The organism is Ruegeria sp. YTSC004 (assembly GCF_059609805.1).
On the sequence record NZ_JBXWMJ010000002.1, the window covers coordinates 335420 to 355080 of the forward strand.

Annotated in this window: 20 protein-coding genes; 12 read left to right on the top strand and 8 right to left on the bottom strand. The window is 56.4% G+C overall.

What is annotated here, in order from left to right:
* Positions 1 to 34: 34 nt before the first annotated feature.
* Complete coding sequence (locus AC2FFP_RS05380) at positions 35 to 583, top strand: peroxiredoxin (RefSeq protein ID WP_496843922.1); 549 nt, start codon at positions 35 to 37, stop codon at positions 581 to 583.
* 47 nt (positions 584 to 630) lie between these two features.
* Here the strand turns inward: AC2FFP_RS05380 and AC2FFP_RS05385 are convergent, their stop codons facing one another.
* Together AC2FFP_RS05385 and AC2FFP_RS05390 are read right to left on the bottom strand one after the other, a co-directional pair.
* The gene (locus AC2FFP_RS05385; RefSeq protein ID WP_496843923.1) at positions 631 to 1554 is read right to left on the bottom strand and encodes a hydrogen peroxide-inducible genes activator; all 924 of its coding nucleotides are present in this window, start codon (positions 1552 to 1554) and stop codon (positions 631 to 633) included.
* A gap of 52 nt (positions 1555 to 1606) precedes the next feature.
* On the bottom strand, positions 1607 to 2716 hold the full coding sequence (locus AC2FFP_RS05390) for a DUF6456 domain-containing protein (protein ID WP_496844044.1): 1110 nt from the start codon (positions 2714 to 2716) through the stop codon (positions 1607 to 1609).
* Between the two features lie 240 nt (positions 2717 to 2956).
* On the opposite strand from AC2FFP_RS05390, the gene AC2FFP_RS05395 reads away from it, so the two are divergent.
* Positions 2957 to 3256 carry a DUF6477 family protein gene (locus AC2FFP_RS05395; RefSeq protein ID WP_108859085.1) on the top strand — a complete coding sequence of 100 codons (300 nt, stop codon included), beginning with the start codon at positions 2957 to 2959 and terminating at the stop codon, positions 3254 to 3256.
* Here AC2FFP_RS05395 and AC2FFP_RS05400 read toward each other — a convergent pair whose 3' ends face one another.
* A complete protein-coding gene (locus AC2FFP_RS05400; protein WP_496722559.1) occupies positions 3257 to 4801 on the bottom strand; it encodes a trimethylamine methyltransferase family protein in 1545 nt (514 codons plus the stop codon).
* A 133-nt stretch (positions 4802 to 4934) separates the two neighbouring features.
* Complete coding sequence (locus AC2FFP_RS05405; RefSeq protein WP_496843924.1) at positions 4935 to 5408, bottom strand: GNAT family N-acetyltransferase; 474 nt, start codon at positions 5406 to 5408, stop codon at positions 4935 to 4937.
* 58 nt (positions 5409 to 5466) lie between these two features.
* Between AC2FFP_RS05405 and guaA the strand changes: the two genes are divergently transcribed.
* The 9 genes from guaA (at position 5467) to AC2FFP_RS05450 (ending at position 14735) form a co-directional block, all read left to right on the top strand.
* The gene (guaA, locus tag AC2FFP_RS05410) at positions 5467 to 7026 is read left to right on the top strand and encodes a glutamine-hydrolyzing GMP synthase (RefSeq protein WP_496765244.1); all 1560 of its coding nucleotides are present in this window, start codon (positions 5467 to 5469) and stop codon (positions 7024 to 7026) included.
* 97 nt (positions 7027 to 7123) lie between these two features.
* On the top strand, positions 7124 to 8029 hold the full coding sequence (locus tag AC2FFP_RS05415; RefSeq protein ID WP_496765248.1) for a DMT family transporter: 906 nt from the start codon (positions 7124 to 7126) through the stop codon (positions 8027 to 8029).
* 121 nt (positions 8030 to 8150) lie between these two features.
* Entirely contained in the window at positions 8151 to 9278 is a 1128-nt protein-coding gene (locus tag AC2FFP_RS05420) for an OmpP1/FadL family transporter (protein WP_282151079.1), read from the top strand.
* A gap of 101 nt (positions 9279 to 9379) precedes the next feature.
* Positions 9380 to 10276, top strand: a complete 897-nt coding sequence (locus AC2FFP_RS05425) for a DMT family transporter (protein ID WP_496844046.1) — start codon at positions 9380 to 9382, stop codon at positions 10274 to 10276.
* Positions 10277 to 10325: 49 nt separating this feature from the next.
* A complete protein-coding gene (locus tag AC2FFP_RS05430; protein WP_496843926.1) occupies positions 10326 to 11198 on the top strand; it encodes an ATPase in 873 nt (290 codons plus the stop codon).
* Between the two features lie 39 nt (positions 11199 to 11237).
* Complete coding sequence (gene metA, locus AC2FFP_RS05435; protein WP_496843927.1) at positions 11238 to 12155, top strand: homoserine O-acetyltransferase MetA; 918 nt, start codon at positions 11238 to 11240, stop codon at positions 12153 to 12155.
* On the top strand, positions 12145 to 13098 hold the full coding sequence (locus tag AC2FFP_RS05440) for an alpha/beta fold hydrolase (RefSeq protein ID WP_496843928.1): 954 nt from the start codon (positions 12145 to 12147) through the stop codon (positions 13096 to 13098). The genes metA and AC2FFP_RS05440 overlap by 11 nt, the downstream gene beginning before the upstream one ends.
* 109 nt (positions 13099 to 13207) lie before the next feature.
* A complete protein-coding gene (gene ppk2, locus AC2FFP_RS05445; RefSeq protein ID WP_496765257.1) occupies positions 13208 to 14017 on the top strand; it encodes a polyphosphate kinase 2 in 810 nt (269 codons plus the stop codon).
* 103 nt (positions 14018 to 14120) lie between these two features.
* Positions 14121 to 14735, top strand: coding sequence for a TetR/AcrR family transcriptional regulator (locus tag AC2FFP_RS05450; protein WP_058271885.1), 615 nt, complete (start codon positions 14121 to 14123; stop codon positions 14733 to 14735).
* Between the two features lie 8 nt (positions 14736 to 14743).
* On the opposite strand, the gene AC2FFP_RS05455 is transcribed toward AC2FFP_RS05450, so the two are convergent.
* The 3 genes from AC2FFP_RS05455 to AC2FFP_RS05465 all read right to left on the bottom strand — a co-directional run bounded on the left by AC2FFP_RS05455 (position 14744) and on the right by AC2FFP_RS05465 (position 17137).
* Entirely contained in the window at positions 14744 to 15802 is a 1059-nt protein-coding gene (locus tag AC2FFP_RS05455; protein WP_496765259.1) for an adenylate/guanylate cyclase domain-containing protein, read from the bottom strand.
* Positions 15799 to 16167, bottom strand: coding sequence for a group I truncated hemoglobin (locus tag AC2FFP_RS05460; protein ID WP_496720189.1), 369 nt, complete (start codon positions 16165 to 16167; stop codon positions 15799 to 15801). Before AC2FFP_RS05460 ends, AC2FFP_RS05455 begins: the two co-directional genes overlap by 4 nt.
* Positions 16168 to 16294: 127 nt before the next feature.
* Positions 16295 to 17137: a glycosyltransferase family 25 protein gene (locus AC2FFP_RS05465; protein WP_496765262.1), complete on the bottom strand. Its 843-nt coding sequence runs from the start codon at positions 17135 to 17137 to the stop codon at positions 16295 to 16297.
* A 150-nt stretch (positions 17138 to 17287) separates the two neighbouring features.
* On the opposite strand from AC2FFP_RS05465, the gene speB reads away from it, so the two are divergent.
* Positions 17288 to 18262: an agmatinase gene (speB, locus tag AC2FFP_RS05470; RefSeq protein WP_282168425.1), complete on the top strand. Its 975-nt coding sequence runs from the start codon at positions 17288 to 17290 to the stop codon at positions 18260 to 18262.
* A 21-nt stretch (positions 18263 to 18283) separates the two neighbouring features.
* On the opposite strand, the gene AC2FFP_RS05475 is transcribed toward speB, so the two are convergent.
* Complete coding sequence (locus AC2FFP_RS05475) at positions 18284 to 19504, bottom strand: aminopeptidase P family protein (RefSeq protein ID WP_496880792.1); 1221 nt, start codon at positions 19502 to 19504, stop codon at positions 18284 to 18286.
* Positions 19505 to 19661 lie beyond the last annotated feature (157 nt).

Consider the following 19661-nt stretch of genomic DNA (forward strand, 5'->3'; position numbering starts at 1 on the left):
CACTAATTCTAATGTGAATCACAGGAGCCCGTAGATGAAAACCGGCGCAAAACTGCCTTCCGTTACCTTCCATACCCGCGTTCGGGATGAAGCAATCGGAGGACCCAACCCGTTCCGTTGGGAAGACAAAACAACCGCTGATTACTTCGCAGGCAAGCGCGTCATCCTGTTTTCCCTGCCCGGTGCGTTTACGCCCACATGCTCGACCTACCAACTGCCCGGTTTCGAAAACGGCTATGCCGATTTCACTGCCAAGGGCATCGATGAAATCTACTGCATGTCTGTGAATGACAGCTTTGTCATGAACAAATGGGCGCAGGATCAGGGCCTTAAAAACGTCAAAGTTATCCCTGACGGTTCAGGCGAATTTACCCGCAAAATGGGCATGCTGGTCGACAAGGAAAACCTGGGATTTGGCATGCGTTCGTGGCGCTACGCTGCCATCGTAATCGATGGTGTGGTCGAAGCCTGGTTCGAAGAGCCCGGCCTGATGGACAACTGCCCAGAAGATCCCTATGGCGTTTCGTCCCCGGAAACCCTGATGAAGCACCTGGAAGAAGCCAAAGAACCGGCACTGGCATAACAATTGTCAGGCTGACGTATCAAGGGCTCGCCTCTGGCGGGCCTTTTTTAATGGCGGGTCGCGGTTACGATATCTTCACCAACACGCCGAATAACGTCGGCCAGACTGTCGAACCAATCTTCATGCCCTGTAGAAAGGCGTCGGACCAACCCCACCGTTCGTGCAGGCTGCGGTGCCCCGAACCGCATGAGCTTGAGCCCCGGAACAGCTTCGGTTTCCGAGCGGGCCGCGAGTTCAGGCATGAGTGTCAGACCGAACCCTTCGGCAACCAGTCGCGACAGGGTCGCCAGTGAGGACGCCCCCATATTGATCAAACCGCTGCTTCTGTCCTGACCACAGACCTCAAGCGCCTGATCCGTCAGGCAATGCCCGTCATCCAGCAACATCAACTGCGCGGTCTGCAAATCGACCGGGCGCAAGGCATCAGGGTCGGTGCGCACCGTCCCAAGACGCCCCACGCTGCCGGCAAGCAGAAAGCGATCCTCGAAAAGCGGCAATTCAAACAATTCGTTGCCGCCAGCTGGCAAGGCCATCACACCGGCATCGATTTCCCCGGCCCGCAGCATGGCCAGCAAGCGCTCGGTCCGTGCCTCGCGGATCTGCACCCGCAAGGAGACATCTGCCGTGCGCAACCCGGCAAGCACACCAGGCAAAAGATAAGGCGCAATTGTCGGAATGATCCCAATCGCCAAGGACCGATGCCCAACGGAATGATCCTTGGCGAACTGGTCCAGCCTGTCTGCCGCGCCAAGCACCTGACGGGCGTAGTCCAGCACATCGCGTCCCAATGGCGTCAGCAGGATGTCACGCGCCTGACGTTCGAACAGCGGGCCGCCCAACGTTTCTTCCAACGCTTTGATTTGAACCGACAGCGCTGGCTGCGAAACATGGCAGACCTGCGCCGCACGGCCAAAATTGCGCTGATCCGCCACCGCATTGAAATACTGAAGCTGTCTGAGGGTAAAATTCATAGGCAATTCCTATCACTACCCCCTGAAACCTCAACTGCGAATTATGGAATTTCTACCCAATTAGGCGAGTTTTCTCTGCTTGATCTTCGTAATGGCGCTTTAGACGTTGCAAGGCGATGCGCAACACGATCTTCCCGGAACGCGCCGACCACCCCATGCGTTTTTCGGCTAATTCGAGCCCCTCAAGGTAACAGCAGCACCGCAGTGCCACGTCGCTTAACCCCGGTCCCAGATCCGACAGGGCACGTTCAACCCGAGCGCGCGCGTCTGACGATCCCTGGCCTGCATACGTTCCATTTGCGAAACTTCCCCGCCCCCCGGCCGTTAGAAAGTGATCCCAGTTTTGGGCAACCTGCGGACCGATCTGCGACAGTTCAAAGTCTTCGCGCAGCCGTTCGCCAGCGCCGACCAGAGTTTCGTCGAGAAAGGGCTTTCCGTCCTTGTCCCGCCTGCGCGCCAACGCGATCAGCGGACTTTCGGCAGCACTGTACCGAATACGTCTGGCGCCGTGCGACGACCTGCCCTGTCTTTGTTCGCCATGCGCCTGAAACGGCGATTGCGCCTCGGCCATGCCGAACTCGTTTCTGGCGCGGGCTTTGTTCTCGGCCTCGGCGATCAGTTGGCTTAAGGCCGACCGCCCAGAGGAAGAGATGCGATACCGGGAAATACGGCCGGGATTGTCGCAGGATATCCAATCATTCAGAGCCAGCGCTTGCGCAATCGTGCAATCGACGATTGCGGTTCTTGCGGTCCCGCTGTCGCCGGTATCCCGAACGACCACAGCCTTGTCCATCTCTTCCGCCACAGCCAGAACCGCGCCGGTTTCACAAAGGCGACGCAAAATTCGAAGAGCTTCGCGGTTAAACTCATCGTCCTTGCTTGTTGCATCGTTGGCCTGAATCCCCAAAGGCTCGTTCAGGGACCCAGCGCGCCCTTGTTGATCCGTGAAATGGACCTCTGCCAGCGCTTGCAGCGCAGCATCCACCAACGGATCGTCCCGGCGCATTTCAATACGTCGGATTTGCCTGAGTATGGTTGACGCATGGCACCCCACGGATCGCGCGATGTCGCGGATCGATTGACCGGTTTCGGTATGCGCCAGGTATCTCTGCGCCCCTTCAGGCACCCACGCCGGAATGGTGAAAGCCATGTTTTCTTGCATAGTCACTTGCCCTCGTCGACAAAACAATCGGTTCTCAATCGCCCCCGGTGAATGTGTTAACCAATCCTAACTAGAGCCGCTTTCGTTACTCGTTCGTTAACCCGGAGAGACAACAACCAGATTTGATTCAAAATCATAAACACTCATGAAGTCAGAGTTCGGAGGGAACCCGCACAAGGCAACACTCGTTTAGGTTGTGTGACAAATGGCTTTCTTCTGTTCAACCAAGGGATCACCGAAATGCAGGACCTGATGACCATGATTACAACGCTCCGCCGCCCACGCCTGTTGGCTCGGGCCGCAAAAATTGGGGCGCAGGAGTATGATCGGGATCGGCATCTTCAGCGTGTTCTGGGATACGGATCACTGCCCGGCACAGGGTCTGCGCTGGTTCGTTTGTTGGAATTGGAACGAGAGGTTAACGCCCAAAGACTGGCCGAAGACGCCGCCTATTCGTTGGTCCGCCATCTGGACCTGCTGATCGCGCTGTTGGGCGAGGCGCAACTGTTCAAAGCCAGTCGCGCCGCGCAATATCAATGATCAGGTGAAGGCATCCGGCATGGAAGCTTTCTTTTCCGCCACGTATGCGTTCAATGCTTCGTTGACGGCGGGATCGAGTTGCGGTTGCTGGTAGTTGGCCAGCAGATGCTCGACCCGCGACGTGGCCAATTGGCGTGTGTCGCGCCCGCCTTCGTCTTCCCAGGTCTCGAAGGGTTTGTAATCCAGAACATCGGACTTCCAGAACGCTTCTTTGAAATTCGCCTGCGTATGGGCGCAGCCCAGATAGTGGCCGCCGGGGCCAACCTCGCGGATCGCATCCATCGCCTGCGCATTCTCATCATATGCCACGCCTTTGGCCAGGCTATGCAGAACACCCAACTGGTCGGCATCCATGACAAACTTTTCAAAATCGGCCACCAGACCGCCTTCAAGCCAGCCGCAGGAATGCAGCATGAAGTTCACACCAGACATCAGCCCCATGTTCAGCGAGTTCGCGGTCTCATAGGCCGCCTGTGCGTCAGGCAGTTTCGAGCCGCAGAACGACCCGGCCGAGCGGAACGGCAGATTCAGACGTCGCGCCAACTGGCCCGCTCCGTAGGTGACCAACGAAGCCTCAGGTGTACCAAAGGTCGGTGCACCAGAGTTCATGTCGATCGACGACACAAAGGCACCAAAGATTGCAGGTGCACCCGGGCGGATGATCTGACTATAGGCCACGCCGGCCAGAACTTCGGCCAGAACCTGCGTCAGTGTCCCCGCAATCGAAACCGGTGCCATCGCACCGCCCACGATAAAGGGCGAGATGATGCAGGCCTGATTGTTCTTCGCATAAACCTCAAGCGCGCCCATCATCACATCGTCGAAGGTCATCGGCGAGTTGATGTTGGTCAGCGAGGTCATCACCGTGTTTTCCTGAACGAACTCTTTGCCGAACAGAATCTCGCACATCTCAACCGAATCCTGCGCGCGGCTGGGATCGGTGACCGAGCCCATGAACGGCTTGTCCGACAAGGTCATGTGCGCCATCAGCATGTCCAGGTGACGCTTGTTCACCGGAACGTCGGTGGGTTCGCAAACAGTCCCGCCCGAATGGTGCAACCACTTGGACATATAGGCCAGTTTCACGAACTTGTTGAAATCTTCCATAGTCGCATAGCGACGGCCACCTTGCGCGTCCCGCACAAAAGGCGGGCCGTACACCGGGGCCAGAACCAGATTACGGCCACCGATGACAACCGATTTTTCGGGGTTACGGGCGTGCTGCGTGAATTCGCTGGGCGCGGTTTTGATCAGCTGACGTGCCAGACCACGCGGAATGCGGACGCGTTCACCATCGACATCGGCGCCAACATCTTTCCAGCGCTGCAACGCGGCTGGGTTGTCGACAAAGTTCACGCCGACTTCGGCTAGAATGGTTTCCGCATTGGTTTCGATGATTTCCAACGCTTCTTCGTTGAGAACCTCGAAGTTCGGAATATTCCGTTCGATGTATTTCGCCGTTTCGATGCGAACCGCGGTACGTTCGGCCCGGCGGGCGGCGCCACCGCCACCTCTTGCCCGACGCCGGGTGTTTGCCTCTGCCATGAGAAGATCCCGTCTAATGATTGAGTTGATCAGTTTGTTACAGCAAGCATTTGGGGCAATGCATCTAATTTACGGCGCTATAGGGGGAAAAGCGACATCTGCATAAACCAAAACCGTCAGGCACTTGCTCTGATCAGTAAAGTTCCTTCTCCATCAGGATGGTCTTTCCGCTCACCTCTTTCTCGTGCCAGCCCAAGTAGTGGTACATGGAGACTGTCGCTCGCATCAATTTGTGCGTTCGCAACCTGAGCTTAGTGGCGCCCGTTCCGTTGGCTTCTTGTTCAGCTAATTCGATCAACCGCCTCGCCAACCCTGCCCCTTGTGCCTTTGGCGATACGGCAAGGTTAAAGATCATCACCGCAGAATCGACCTGGTCAAAAACAATAAACCCGACGATGTCTTCATCCTTCGCGGCAACCCAGGCCTGATGCGCGGCGATGTCGTCGCCAACGCCGTCCGTGACATCGGGCAGATCAGGAATATCGCGCAATGCCTCCGCATAGGCCGCCGCAATGCAGGTTGTGACCGCTTCGGTATCAGCAGCACTTGCGCGGCGTAGTACGATCTCGGGCATCTCGCGCTCTTTCTGTATTATCCTGAGGCTCAATTGCACAAATGACGTCATAGCGCTTGCACATGCAAGGCTTGCGACCTAATAGCCAACCATGACCCAAGACACCCATGACCGCCTTCTGATCATCGACTTCGGCAGCCAGGTTACGCAGCTTATTGCGCGCCGCCTGCGCGAGCTGAATGTCTATTGCGAAATCCACCCCTATCAAAAAGTCACAATGGACTTTGTGCGGGAAATGGCCCCGAAGGCCGTGATATTCTCGGGCGGTCCTGACAGCGTGACACGTGAGGGTTCGCCCCGTGTACCGCAAGAGATCTTTGATTACGGCGTTCCAATCCTTGGTATCTGTTACGGCCAACAGGTGATGATGCACCAGCTGGGCGGCAAAGTTGAAAGCGGACACGGCACGGCCGAGTTCGGGCGTGCGTTTGTTACCCCGCAGGCAAAGCTGGATATTTTGGAAGGCTGGTTTTCGGACGGTGACGAGCAGGTCTGGATGAGCCACGGCGACCATGTCAGCGAAATCGCGCCCGGCTTCACCGTTTACGGCACCTCACCCAACGCACCTTTCGCGATTACAGCGGACAGCGACCGTCACTTCTATGCGGTTCAGTTCCACCCTGAAGTTCACCACACACCCAAGGGCGCAAAACTGTATGAGAATTTCGTCAAGCTGGCCGGGTTCAAGGGCGATTGGACCATGGGTGCCTATCGCGAACAAATGATCGAAAAGATCCGCGAGCAGGTCGGCGACAAAAAGGTCATCTGCGGTCTGTCCGGTGGTGTCGACAGCTCGGTTGCGGCGATCCTGATCCACGAGGCAATCGGTGATCAGTTGACCTGCGTTTTCGTGGACCATGGCTTGCTGCGCAAGAACGAGGCCGAAGAAGTCGTCGGCATGTTCCGCGATAATTACAACATCCAGCTGATCCACGCGAACGAAAGCGATCTGTTCCTTGGTGAGCTTGAAGGCCAAAGCGACCCCGAGACCAAGCGCAAAATCATCGGCAAGCTATTCATCGACGTATTCCAGAAACACGCCGACACCATCGATGGTGCAGAGTTCCTTGCGCAAGGCACGCTGTATCCAGACGTGATTGAATCGGTGTCCTTCTCGGGCGGCCCATCCGTCACGATCAAGTCGCACCACAATGTTGGCGGCCTGCCCGAAAAGATGGGACTGAAACTGGTCGAGCCGCTGCGCGAGCTGTTCAAGGACGAAGTCCGCGCGCTGGGTCGCGAGTTAGGCCTGCCCCAGAGCTTTATTGGCCGCCACCCCTTCCCCGGTCCCGGTCTGGCGATTCGCTGCCCCGGTGAGATCACCCGTGAAAAGCTGGACATCCTGCGCGAAGCAGATGCGGTCTATATCGACCAGATACGCAAACACGGCCTTTACGATGACATCTGGCAAGCCTTTGTGGCCATCCTGCCCGTGCGTACTGTAGGCGTCATGGGCGACGGCCGCACCTATGACTACGCTTGTGCCCTGCGCGCGGTGACATCGGTGGATGGCATGACTGCCGATTACTATCCGTTCAGCCACGAGTTCCTTGGCGAGACGGCCACTCGGATCATCAACGAGGTCAAAGGCATCAACCGATGCACCTATGACATCACATCAAAGCCACCCGGAACCATCGAGTGGGAATAATGCGAAAGCCGGGCTCTGTCCCGGCTTTTTTGTTTTTCACGCCGTGAAGAAATCGATAGCAATCAAATTGGTATAACCAAAAGCTACAGGCGCCCGGATGGAAACGGCCAGACCACAGATCGGCAAGGCAGCGCTCTGGATGACCGGGGCGATTGCCTCATTCTCGTCCATGGCAATCGCGGGCCGTGAACTGAGCGTGACCCACGACACGTTCGAAATCATGTTCTACCGCAGCCTCGTCGGCATCTGCGTGGTCGCCCTGATCCTGACTCTGACTCGAAAGTGGCACCAGGTTTCGACCGAACGGATCGGCTTGCACGGCATCCGGAACGTATTGCATTTCACCGGGCAAAACCTCTGGTTCTATGCGGTCAGCGTCATTCCGTTGGCACAGGTGTTTGCGCTGGAGTTTACGCAGCCGATATGGGTCATACTGCTGTCTCCACTTCTATTGAAAGAGCGCCTGACGACCGTGCGCATGTTATCGGCGCTGATCGGATTTGCCGGAATTCTACTGGTCGCCCGGCCGGGCACCGTGCCTCTCAGTGCAGGTGTGATGACCGCTGCTATGTCCGCTGTTTTCTTCGCCTTAACAACGATATCGACAAAGTCCCTCACTCGTTTTGCCAGCATCGGATGCATCATGTTCTGGCTGACAGTAATGCAAGCCGTGCTGGGGCTGGTCGCATCGGGTATCGACGGACAAATCACCCTGCCCTCGGCAAGCACAGCTCCGTTTTTGTTACTGGTGGGACTGGCCGGGCTGCTGGCGCATTACTGCATCACAAATGCGCTGGCGATTGCCCCGGCAACCGTTGTGGTGCCGTTTGACTTTGCACGCCTGCCCACAATCGCGGTCATAGGTATGGTTCTGTATCACGAACCGCTGGATCACTGGACCCTATTAGGCGCTGCGGTAATTTTCGTAGGTATTTTCCTGAACGTTCACGCCGAGAATCGTAACAGTTTGGCAACACCTCTACGCGACACTCAACACAAGTAACGCACGGTCACCAGTTGACGATAAGGTAAAGCTCAAGAAAATATCGAGCACCACAATGCAGGTCAGTCCGCACCACATTTCAACAGGCGCTGACCTCCAGGAGACCTAGAGGGAGGAACTAATGAAAAAAGCGCTTCTACAGGCGTGTGCGGTATGCGTTGGCGCAACCGGTGCTTACGCAGGCGGTCTTGATCGCAGCGGCCAGGGCGTCAACATTCTGTTTGAGGAAGGTTCTGTTGTTCAGTTCCGTTTGGGTTACGCAAACCCCGACGTGAGCGGTGAGCAGAACGGTGTTGATTCCGGAAACATCGCCAAAAGCTTCTGGACACCACACCTAGCATACAAGCATTCGTTTACCGATCAGTTGGACTTTGCTCTCATTTATGATGAACCGTACGGTGCCGATGTCGAGTACCCGTCGAACTATCCTTTGTCGCAGAACCCCTTGGCCGCTTTTGGTGGTCGCACCGACGTTTTGCGCGCTAAAGCGGATGTTGATGCGATTACTGCCCTGGTGCGTTACAAGTTCGATGGCGGCTTCAGCGCAATCGGCGGTATTCGCGCACAGCGGGCCAAGGCAACCGTTGCTGTCCCGGTTGTAGCCGGTTACGAATTTGAATCCGGCTCTGAGGTTGACTTCGGATACGTCGTAGGCGTCGCATGGGAACGTCCCGAGATCGCGGCACGTGTCGCACTGACCTACAACTCTAAAATCACGCACGATTTCGACTCGACAGAGTCCATCAACCGGAGACCACCGCCCGTCCCCGCACCGCTTGTGACCGCACAGACCGAAACCGAGGTTGTGACGCCTCAATCGGTGAACCTGGACTTCCAGACCGGTGTGGCACCAAAAACGCTGCTGTTCGGCTCGATCCGCTGGGTTGACTGGCCGCAGACAGTTCTGGCACCGCCCGTTTATACTGCCGCTGCACAACAGAACCTGGTTGACTATGCGGACGATACCTTCACCTACACACTGGGTCTTGGCTACAAGTTCACCGAAGAGTTTTCTGGCGCGATCTCTGCGGGCTATGAAACGTCCTCAGGTTCCACTGTTTCGAACCTCGGCCCCACCGACGGTTTCTGGAGCCTTGGCGTAGGTGGTACATACACCTTTGAACAGGCGCAGATTTCTGGCGGCATCCGCTATACCGATATCGGCGATGCGACCACCACCACAGGTGGCGAATTCTCGGGCAACTCAGCATGGAGCGTCGGTCTGCAGCTCACTTACACGCTGAATTGATCCCGCTACCAATCCACTAACAAACCCCGCCACTTTTGGCGGGGTTTTTCTTTGCGCATGTTTCGGGTCGAACATCGCCGCGGGGAATGCGAGAACAGGCTATGGAACCTCAAAAACACCTGTCTCTAAGGGCTTGGGCCGAACTGTTACTTCTGGGCGTGATTTGGGGCGCATCCTTTATCTCGATCCGCGTCGCATTGGACACGATCCCGGTCATGACCTCGGTTCTGCACCGCGTTTTCTGGGCGATGCTGGCGCTCTGGATCGTTGTCTGGGTTAAAAAGCTGAGTGTTCCTACCAGTCCGCGCATCTGGGGCGCATTCCTGATGATGGGGTTGTTGAACAATGCCATCCCATTCTCGCTTATGGCTTGGGGGCAGCTTTACATCGAAACTGGCCTAACCTCGATCCTGAACGCAGCAACCGCCGTCTTCGGCGTCCTGATCGCCGCTATGTTTTTCAAGGACGAGAGGTTGACCCTTGCTCGTGGTGTGGGCGTCGGTCTGGGGTTTCTGGGTGTAGCAACTGCAATTGGCCTCAAGAATTTCGCGACTTTCAACCTTCAAAGCGTTGCCCAACTGGCAATCATCGCAGGAACAGTTTCTTACGCGTTGGCCAGCGCCTGGGCCAGAATCAAGTTGTCTGGCTTGTCTCCCATAGTTGCCGCAGCTGGCATGCTGACCGGCTCAACCATTCTGATTTTGCCTGTTTCCCTCGTGGTCGACGGGCTTCCCGTTTTGAACTTGCCGGCGATCACGTGGGCGGCCATTGCCTATTACGCCCTGATCGCAACAGCCGGAGCGTACTTGCTGTACTACCGCGTTCTTGCCATGGCCGGGGCCGGAAACCTGATGTTAGTAACGCTTGTCATACCGCCAGTCGCCATCGTTTTAGGCACACTGGTGCGCGACGAAACCTTACCGCCGCAGGCCTTTTTGGGCTTTGCCGTGCTGGCGATCGGGTTGTTGATTCTGAACTGGTCCCGCTCACGTGATTGACGCCGCCCCCTGCCCGTTTTAGCTAGGTCAGAAAAAGGGACAGCGGACAATGATCTACAGCTCGGCAAAGGACTGGCGCGAAGCGGCCCGGAAAAAAGTGCTGTTCTTCGGCATGTCTGGGCTGGGTAAGACCTATGTGTCGAACGTGCTGCGCGATTCCGGGGACTGGTTCCACTACTCGATCGACTACCGCATCGGCACCCGGTACATGGGCGAATACATCATCGACAACGCCAAGGCCGAGGCGATGAAAATTCCATTCCTGCGCGACCTGTTGCTGTCGGATTCGATCTATATCGGCTCAAATATCTCGTTCGAAAACCTGACACCGGTTGCGACCTATCTGGGCAAACCGGGCAACCCGGCGCACGGCGGGCTTGAGCTTACTGAATATCGTCGTAGGCAGGAACAGTTCCGCCTTGCTGAGATCCACGCCCTGTTGGACACCGAGTATTTCATCGACCGCGCCAAGCGTTTGTATCAATACCCGAACTTCATCTGTGATACCGGCGGGTCAATTTGCGAATGGGTCGATCCTGAGGACCCGGCTGATCATGTCTTGTCCGAGCTGTCCCGCCAAACCCTGATGATCTGGATTAAGGGCGATGAGGACCACACCGCTGAACTGATCCGCCGTTTCGATAAGGCCCCCAAGCCGATGTCCTATCAGGCAGAGTTTCTGACCCGGGTCTGGGACGAATACCTCACCGAACATGGTTACGCACCCGAGGACGTCGACCCGGACGCCTTTATCCGCTGGACCTATGCCCGTGCCTTGGCGCACCGCCAACCGCGCTATCAGGCCATGGCGGACAATTGGGGTGTCACAGTCACCGCTGATGACATGCACAAGGTTCGCGATGCGGGTGATTTCGATGAGTTGATCGAACGCACCCTTGAGACCCGGGCAAAGCGGGCTTAATTACCGCCTCTACACAGTAACTCCAAAGGCTTGCACCTAATGCCGATCAAGATCCCTTCCGACCTGCCCGCTTACGACGTTCTCACCAAAGAGGGCGTCATGGTCATGGCTGCGGATCAGGCGATGCGTCAGGACATCCGCCCCTTGCGGATTGGTATGCTGAATCTGATGCCCAAAAAGATTCAGACCGAAAACCAGTTCGCGCGCCTGATTGGTGCCACGCCTCTGCAGATTGACCTGTCGTTGATCCGCATGACCGAACATCGCACCAGAAACACCGCCGCTGATCACATGGCCGAATTCTATCAACCGTTCCAAGAGGTTAAGGATCAGAAATTCGACGGCCTGATCATCACGGGCGCGCCAATCGAGCATCTGGAGTTCGATGACGTCACATATTGGGACGAAATGACCGAAGTATTCGAATGGACGCAGACGAACGTCCATTCCACCTTTGGCGTCTGCTGGGGTGGGATGGCGATGATCAACCATTTCCACGGCATCGACAAACAGGCGCTCGATGCCAAGGCGTTTGGTTGCTATCGGCACCAGAATCTGGCCCCTTCTTCCCCGTTTTTGCGTGGGTTTTCCGATGATTGCGTGATCCCGGTCAGCCGCTGGACCACAATGAACCAATCTGAGATCAACAGCGCGCCCGGCCTGACGACATTGTTGGGAAGCGATGAGGTCGGCCCCTGTCTGGTCGAGGACCCTTCGCATCGTGCGATCTATATCTTCAACCATTTCGAATATGACAGTGATACGTTGAAGCAGGAATATGATCGCGATGTCTCGAACGGGACACCCATCAACGTGCCGATGAACTACTATCCAGACGACGATCCATCACAACCGCCGCAAAACAGATGGCGCAGCCATGCGCATCTACTTTATGGCAATTGGATCAACGAGATTTACCAGTCCACACCGTTCAACATGGAAGACGTTGGTCATTAAAGTTCTGATATTCCTTGGCCTCGTCCTATCGGGTCTGATTCTGCTCACAGTCTGGCGCGCAGCACAGAATGAGGCTGAGGCTGAGGCTCGGTTTCCCCCCGAGGGTGAAATGGTGATGGTCGACGGTATCGCCGTCCATGCGGTGGTCATGGGCGACGGCCCCGATGTGGTTCTGATCCACGGATCCAGCGGTAACACCCGTGACATGACCTTTGCTCTTGCACCGATCCTGGCCGAGAACTTCCGTGTAATCGTGTTCGACCGACCCGGTCTGGGCTATAGCGATAGCTTCAATCCGGACGGCGAAACCATTGAAGAACAAGCGTTAATCCTGCAAAAAGTCGCTGCCCAATTGGGGGCGGAAAAACCTATTGTTGCAGGGCAAAGCTATGGCGGATCGGTATCGCTGGCTTGGGCGGTCACCCGGCCCGACAACATTTCTGCCCTTGTTTTGATCGCACCGGCTGCAATCCCGTGGGAGACGCCGCTGGACGGTTTCAACAAGCTGGCGTCGACTGAGGCCGGCAATACGCTGGCCCTGCCGCTGATCACCGCGTTCGTTCCCGAATGGTACGTGGAAAAAGCGTTGGACAAGGTCTTTGCCCCGCAGACGGCACCCGAGGGATATTCACAGCACTTCGGCCCCGGCCTGACAATGCGACGCGCCTCGATGCATGCGAATGCCAAGCAGCGGGCCAATCTGTTGGATGAAGTTCGCGCCCTGCAACCCCGCTATGGCAAAATTACCGTACCGACCGAAGTTGTTCACGGAACGGCTGACACCACTGTCAAATTTGCCTGGCATGCAGAACAACTGGTCGACCAAATCCCTGACGCGGAACTGATCGAGCTTCCGGGTATTGGTCACATGCCGCAGGTTGTGGCCGCCCCCGAGGTTGCCTTAGCAATCGACCGCGCCGCCGAGCGAGCGGGTTTGCGTTAAACCGCCAGCTAATCCATAGTAGGATATGGATTTTATGGCGAGGTAGCATATGGCCCGTTCGGACAAAGGTTCCATTGAAAAATACTTCCGTAGGGAAGCCCCGAAAGACATGCGGTCAGCCATTGAAAACGCGAAGAAAGACGACATCCTGAACCCGACCTATCCTTACGAAGAACGCATGAAGCGTAAGGATTACGAGAAAGAGATGGATTTGCTGCAGATCGAGCTGGTCAAAATGCAATCCTGGATCAGGGAAACGGGCGACCGCGTTGCGATCATTTTCGAAGGCCGCGATGCCGCCGGAAAAGGTGGTACGATCAAACGTTTTCGCGAGAACCTAAATCCACGCGGCGCCCGCAACGTGGCGCTCAGCAAACCCTCTGATACCGAACGCAGCCAATGGTACTTCCAACGTTACGTTCAACACCTGCCTGCGGCAGGCGAAATCGTGTTCTTTGACCGCAGCTGGTACAATCGCGGTGTGGTCGAAAACGTCTTTGGTTTTTGCGAACCCGAAGAACGCGAACGTTTTTTCAGGCAAGTTCTGCCGCTTGAAACCGGACTGGTGAATGACGGGATCAAACTGTTCAAATTCTGGCTTAACGTCGGGCGCGCGGAGCAACTGAACCGCTTTCTGGCACGTGAGACAGATCCGCTAAAGCAATGGAAACTCAGCCCAATCGACATTGCGGGGCTTGGTAAGTGGGACGAGTACACGCAATCGATCTCGGAGACTCTGACCCGCAGTCACTCAGACCTTTGCCCTTGGACCATCATTCGCTCAGACGACAAAAAACGCGCCCGCATCGCGGCAATACGAACTGTTTTGCACGCGCTGGACTATGATGAAAAAGACAAGAAGGCTATTGGCAAGATCGATCCACTGATTTGCGGCGGACCCGAGGTGTTGGACGCGTGATGACATTTTCGCGCTACAATGCTGCCAAGGGTTGGACGAACCGGCAGGCGTGGATTATGTCTTGGTTCCCCAGAACTTAAACAAAAAGGCTCGTGACACAGGCATGGCGAAACGCGGGTATCACCACGGCAATCTCAAGCAAGCCCTGATCGAGGCCGCCCTTTCGCTGATTGAAGAAAAGGGACCGACCGGCTTTACCCTGTCCGAGGCCGCAAAGACCGCAGGCGTGACACCTGCAGCGGTATACAGGCACTTTCAGGGGCGCGAAGATCTGATCGCCGAGGCCGCCCGTCAGGGCTTTGAAATGTTCGCCGACCTGATGCAGTACGCATATGACACGGGCCAACCCTCGGCCTTGGCAGCGTTTGAGGCTACTGGTCGGGCCTATCTGGCGTTTGCCCGCAAGCACCCAGGGCACTACATCGCCATGTTCGAAAGTGGGATATCCGTAAACCGAACGCCTGAATTGGCGTTGGCCGCGAACCGGGCCAAGAGCGTGCTGGAAAAAGCAGCCGCAGATCTTTCGCAACACATCCCGCCAGAGAAACGGCCACCTGCGTCGATGTTCAGTGCCCATATCTGGGCGATGAGCCATGGTGTTGTTGAGCTTTATGCGCGCAACACAGGCGCCAGCTCTCCCTTTCCACCAGAGGATCTGCTGGAAAGCGGTATCGGTATCTATCTGCGGGGTTTGGGCCTGGTGCCGCAGGACGATTGAGGTTCGAGCTAGAACCTGGGCCTTGGTGCCGGAACACTAAGGCCCGAGGTGACGTTAATCAGATCCATCTGCCCCATGCCCTTGATATCCACCGGCCCAATATCCGAGACTTGAAACTCGTCAATCAGCGCGTATTTCATTTCTTCTGGGGCGACGATATTCATTGGGTTTGCAAAGACTTGCAGGCGTGAAGCAATGTTCACGGCCGGACCAAACACATCGTAGACGTATTTCTGAATACCCACGACCGAGCCGACTGCAGGCCCCATTCCCAGACCGATCCGGGCCTGCCACTTATGCGGATGGCTTTCGTTGCGCCGTTCGAGGTAACGCAGGAACCGGACTGCGCAATGGGCCACGGCCGTCGCATGATCTGGAGTTGCGTCCGGCATACCCGAGACCGCCAGATAAGCGTCTCCGATGGTTTTGATCCGTTCGCAGCCATATTGTTCGACGATCCTGTCAAAGGCCGTGAAGACATCGTTCAACTCGCTGAGTGTCACAGTCGGGTCGGTTTTTGCCGCAAAATCCGTAAAGCCCACAAAATCCAGCATCACGACCGAGACCTGATCGTAGAGTTGCGGCGTAACGACACCAAAGGTCTTGAACTCTTCGTACACAGCGCGGGGCATGAGGTTCAACAGCAGCCGTTCGACCCGCTCTTTCTCGCGTTCCAATTCGCGCGTATTACGTTCGACCATGGTCGAATAACTGTCGATCATACTCTCAAGCTCGCGAATGCGGGTGATGTTCTGAAATTCAACCACCAACACCTGTTCGGAAAGGCCGTTGGCCAGGGAAACCGCGACTGCGAATATCAGCGTCCGGCGCTTGGGTTTGACCTGTAGCTCGGCCGAATAGCGCAGGCCGGATTGTTTAACGTCTTCAAGCTCTTTTGGATCAAGGTCGGGAAAATAATCCAACAGGGTCTGACCTTCGGCCGGTGCCCCAAACCACTCGGTAAATGGACCGTTGTGAAACACGAAACCCAAATCCGTAGCCCGCACAACAGCGACGCCGACACCGATCGCGCGGAGCAGCTGTTCGTTTATGGCCAGAATACTCATGCGGCGTCGCGTGCCACGATGATGGCTCGTTTTGACTCGATGGCATCAAGGGCAATTTTTATATGCGCGTCTTCCATTCCATGCATCGACAAGGCTTCGCTGAAAAGCGCAGCCATCTCATCAAAATCGGCGTGAGAGATGTTCAGGTGACGATGAACCGCCTCGATCCTGTCATCGCTAAAGGATGCAGGTCCACCAACCAGGGACGAAACGAACTTGGTCTGATGATCAATCAAACGGGGCATGTCTATGTCTTCGAAATGATCGCCGATCTGATCGGACTCCAACGCCATTTCGTAAAAGGTCATCACGATCCGCGAGATCGTTTTGAAACCACCGTATCTTTCGTAAATTGTCTGCCCCACGACACATAACCCAAACGTTATTCACCACTAACGTCACGAGATTATATCATATTGACAGTTTTGTTAACGCTTATGACGCGGATGCAACGCGGGATGTCCGTTTAGGTGGCGTTGGTGAGGCTTGAATTTACACGCTCAGATCGTCGGCGCAGGGGATGAACCCGACATATCCCCCCTGTTCCAGCAATCGCGTCTGCCCCCCCATGCGCCAATACAGCTTGCGCCGCGCCGCGACCAATTCCCGCCGAAGGCGGAACCAAAGCGGCCCCTTATCCAGCCCGCTGTTGGTTTTCTGGTCTTGGGATCGTTCGCTGACCTTCACCTCTTCGACCGTGTGATCTTGCTGTTTCGACCAGATCATCTGCACCCCAACAGCCGGAAAGCACTGATACATCCGCCAATCCGACCGTGGGATGGAGACGAAATCGTCCAGGTGATCCGAATACTTTTCGGACCAATTCAGCAGTTTCTGGCAGGCCCGCTGAGAAAGCACATAGGCGGCCGCACTCGGGGCCGTTTCCAGCATGGGCCGGACGGTGACGCCTGCGATATGCATCTCTGGCCCAAAACGAAGAGATTTGGGGGAATAGTCCAGCTTCAACATGTCAAAGGCATCTGGGTCCGCCATCAGTGCGGAAATCACAGATCCTGCCTGGATGGACATTTCGACGTCATCTTCGAAAATGGCCGCCGCTTGCAGGTTTTGATCCACGACCGCCTGCCATACTGCGCGATGGCTTTCGAAACAGGCGATTTCGCTTTGCGTCAATCCCCAGCGACTGCCCGATCCGGCAACATAGCCGCTGGCGTCCACAACTCCGGGTTTCTGGGCATCCGTCGCGCCAAACCGGGTGGCACCCACCAAGCCTGCATGATTGAACTGCGCTTCCATGAAGTCACGGCGCACTGGGACCCGATCCAGATTGATAAAAAAGGCACCCGTCTCTGGTGGCAGTTCGTGACGTCCCACGGTGTTTCCTTTCAAGCAGTTACGCCAGATACACACTGGCAAGGCGGACAATCAAGTCCGCGCTTGAGCAATATGTATCCGGTTTCGCCTATCCTGATTTAGAAGTCCCGATTAAGCTGCTCTGGGAAAACAATAAACAGGATTCTTGCAATGACGTCTCATGGATATTCCGGCGGTCGCCTGAACCTGCCGTTTGTGGGCATATCGACCTTTGGCAAAGCTCCGTACGTCGAGGATTGGGATCAAATCGATGCTGACGTCGCCGTCATGGGCGCGCCTTTTGATTTCGGAACTCAGTGGCGCTCCGGCGCTCGGTTTGGACCGCGTGCGGTGCGCGAAGCGTCAACTCTGTTCAGCTTCGGCCATGCCGGCGCATATGACCACGAGGATGATGCCACTTACTTGGATGGCTCGGTCCGGATGGTCGATATCGGCGACGCGGATATCATCCACACCAAGACCGAAGAAAGCCACGCCAACATCCAGTTCGGTGTTGAAAAGATGCTGAATGCAGGCGCTCTGCCCGTCACCATCGGCGGCGATCACTCCGTCAACATTCCTTGCATCAACGCTTTCGAAAACGATTGCGAGAAAAACGGGCCTATCCACGTCGTGCAAATCGACGCACATCTGGATTTCGTGGACGAACGCCATGGCGTGACCGCCGGGCACGGCAACCCCATGCGGCGTGCGATTGAAAAACCGTATGTTTCGGGCATGACGCAACTGGGCATCCGGAACGTGTCGTCAACCGCCAAAGAAGGATATGAGGACGCCCGCGCCCGCGGGTCGGACATTTTGTCTGTTCGGCAGGTGCGCAAGCTCGGTACGGATGGCGTGTTGGCGCGCATCCCGGAAGGCGCCCGGTATTATGTCACGATTGATATCGACGCATTCTGCCCGTCCATCGCCTCTGGCACCGGCACGCCCAGCCACGGCGGGTTCCAGTACTATGATGTCTTGGAGATAATTCAGGGGCTTGCAAAACGCGGAGACGTAGTCGGGATCGACCTTGTCGAAGTGGCTCCGAATTATGACCCGACCGAAAGCACGCAGATATTGGCGGCTCAGGTTCTGCTGAACTTCATCGGGTTCATCTTTCACGAACGTGGCAAGAAGGGCTGATCGCCCTTCCTGCCAAATCAATTATGCACTGATCGTGTTGTGTTCAGGGCCATAGGGGAAGCCGGTAATGTTTTCGGCACCGGTTTCCTCGACCACCAGAATGTCGTGTTCCCGGTATCCGCCTGCACCCTTCTGACCTTCTGGAATCCACAGCATCGGCTCAATTGAAACGACCATGCCCGGTTCCAGAACCGTATCGATATCCTCGCGCAGTTCCAGCCCCGCCTCGCGCCCATAGTAATGGCTAAGGATACCGAAAGAGTGCCCGTACCCGAAGGACCGGTACTGCAGCAGGCCTTCGTCAGCGAAGAAGCGGTTGATTTCTTCGCAGATCCCCGAGCAGGTCGCGCCGGGTTTGATCAGGCTCAGGCCCAGCTCATGGGCTGCAACGTTTGCTTTCCAAATGCGCAGGCTCTCCGCGTCGGGTTCGCCAAGGAACAGGGTACGCTCCAATGCGGTGTAATAGCCCGAGATCATCGGGAAGGTGTTCAGCGATAGAATATCGCCCTTCTCCAGCGCCCGTTTGGTGACCGGGTTATGCGCGCCATCGGTGTTCAGGCCGGACTGGAACCAGACCCAGGTGTCGCGATATTCGGCATCCGGATAGGCACGCGCGATCTCGGCCTCCATAGCGTCACGGCCGGCCATTGCGATCTCGATCTCTGTCGCGCCTTCACGGATCGCGGCGTGGATAGCTGCGCCACCAACATCCGCAGTACGCGCGCCGCCTTTGATCAATTCGATCTCTTCGGTTGATTTCACCATCCGTGCAGCCATCGTATCAGGCGCGATATCGACCAGTTCCGGCCCACCCAACATGTCCAGGGCCGTGTCGCGCATGGCCAAGGTTAGATGATCGCCTTCGATGCCAATCCGACGAGCGGACCCGATCAGTTTCGACACAGCGCGCCAGTAGTTGTTCCGCTTCCAGTCGGTGTAGATCACGTTCTCGTCTACCGACCGCCGCCACGGCTGCCCGGCGTCGATATTGGCCGAAACCGTGGTGCACGCATCCTGCGTAACGACGCAGCCGTAAGGCCGGCCAAACGAGCAGTAGAGGAATCCCGAGTAGTAGGCGATGTTGTGCATCGACGTCAGCAAAACTGCAGGGATATCACGTGCCGCCATCATCGCGCGCAGACTGGCAAGGCGGCGATCGTATTCCGCGCGGCTAAAAGGCAAAGGTGCCTTGTCGCCGTTATGGCTGGTGAAAAACTCAGGGCGATTGTTCAGGTCATTCATCTTTGACTCTCCTCAACGCCGGACTGGCATCGCCCGGCCACAAGTCCCGGCGTTCAGGACGAGCGGCCTCGGGATCCGAGAGCCATGCACCCCGCGTTCTGTCACGACGCCATCGTGACCGGGGTGCATGGTGAAATCGCTAAATCAGCTTTTGAGT

Excerpts from the sequence above, each read along its gene's own strand:
- AC2FFP_RS05380 (WP_496843922.1), top strand. The coding sequence starts at position 35 with ATGAAAACCGGCGCAAAACTGCCTTCCGTTACCTTCCATACCCGCGTT.
- AC2FFP_RS05385 (WP_496843923.1), bottom strand. The coding sequence starts at position 1,554 with ATGAATTTTACCCTCAGACAGCTTCAGTATTTCAATGCGGTGGCGGAT.
- AC2FFP_RS05390 (WP_496844044.1), bottom strand. The coding sequence starts at position 2,716 with ATGCAAGAAAACATGGCTTTCACCATTCCGGCGTGGGTGCCTGAAGGG.
- AC2FFP_RS05395 (WP_108859085.1), top strand. The coding sequence starts at position 2,957 with ATGCAGGACCTGATGACCATGATTACAACGCTCCGCCGCCCACGCCTG.
- AC2FFP_RS05400 (WP_496722559.1), bottom strand. The coding sequence starts at position 4,801 with ATGGCAGAGGCAAACACCCGGCGTCGGGCAAGAGGTGGCGGTGGCGCC.
- guaA (WP_496765244.1), top strand. The coding sequence starts at position 5,467 with ATGACCCAAGACACCCATGACCGCCTTCTGATCATCGACTTCGGCAGC.
- AC2FFP_RS05415 (WP_496765248.1), top strand. The coding sequence starts at position 7,124 with ATGGAAACGGCCAGACCACAGATCGGCAAGGCAGCGCTCTGGATGACC.
- AC2FFP_RS05420 (WP_282151079.1), top strand. The coding sequence starts at position 8,151 with ATGAAAAAAGCGCTTCTACAGGCGTGTGCGGTATGCGTTGGCGCAACC.
- AC2FFP_RS05425 (WP_496844046.1), top strand. The coding sequence starts at position 9,380 with ATGGAACCTCAAAAACACCTGTCTCTAAGGGCTTGGGCCGAACTGTTA.
- AC2FFP_RS05430 (WP_496843926.1), top strand. The coding sequence starts at position 10,326 with ATGATCTACAGCTCGGCAAAGGACTGGCGCGAAGCGGCCCGGAAAAAA.
- metA (WP_496843927.1), top strand. The coding sequence starts at position 11,238 with ATGCCGATCAAGATCCCTTCCGACCTGCCCGCTTACGACGTTCTCACC.
- ppk2 (WP_496765257.1), top strand. The coding sequence starts at position 13,208 with ATGCGGTCAGCCATTGAAAACGCGAAGAAAGACGACATCCTGAACCCG.
- AC2FFP_RS05450 (WP_058271885.1), top strand. The coding sequence starts at position 14,121 with ATGGCGAAACGCGGGTATCACCACGGCAATCTCAAGCAAGCCCTGATC.
- AC2FFP_RS05455 (WP_496765259.1), bottom strand. The coding sequence starts at position 15,802 with ATGAGTATTCTGGCCATAAACGAACAGCTGCTCCGCGCGATCGGTGTC.
- speB (WP_282168425.1), top strand. The coding sequence starts at position 17,288 with ATGACGTCTCATGGATATTCCGGCGGTCGCCTGAACCTGCCGTTTGTG.
- AC2FFP_RS05475 (WP_496880792.1), bottom strand. The coding sequence starts at position 19,504 with ATGAATGACCTGAACAATCGCCCTGAGTTTTTCACCAGCCATAACGGC.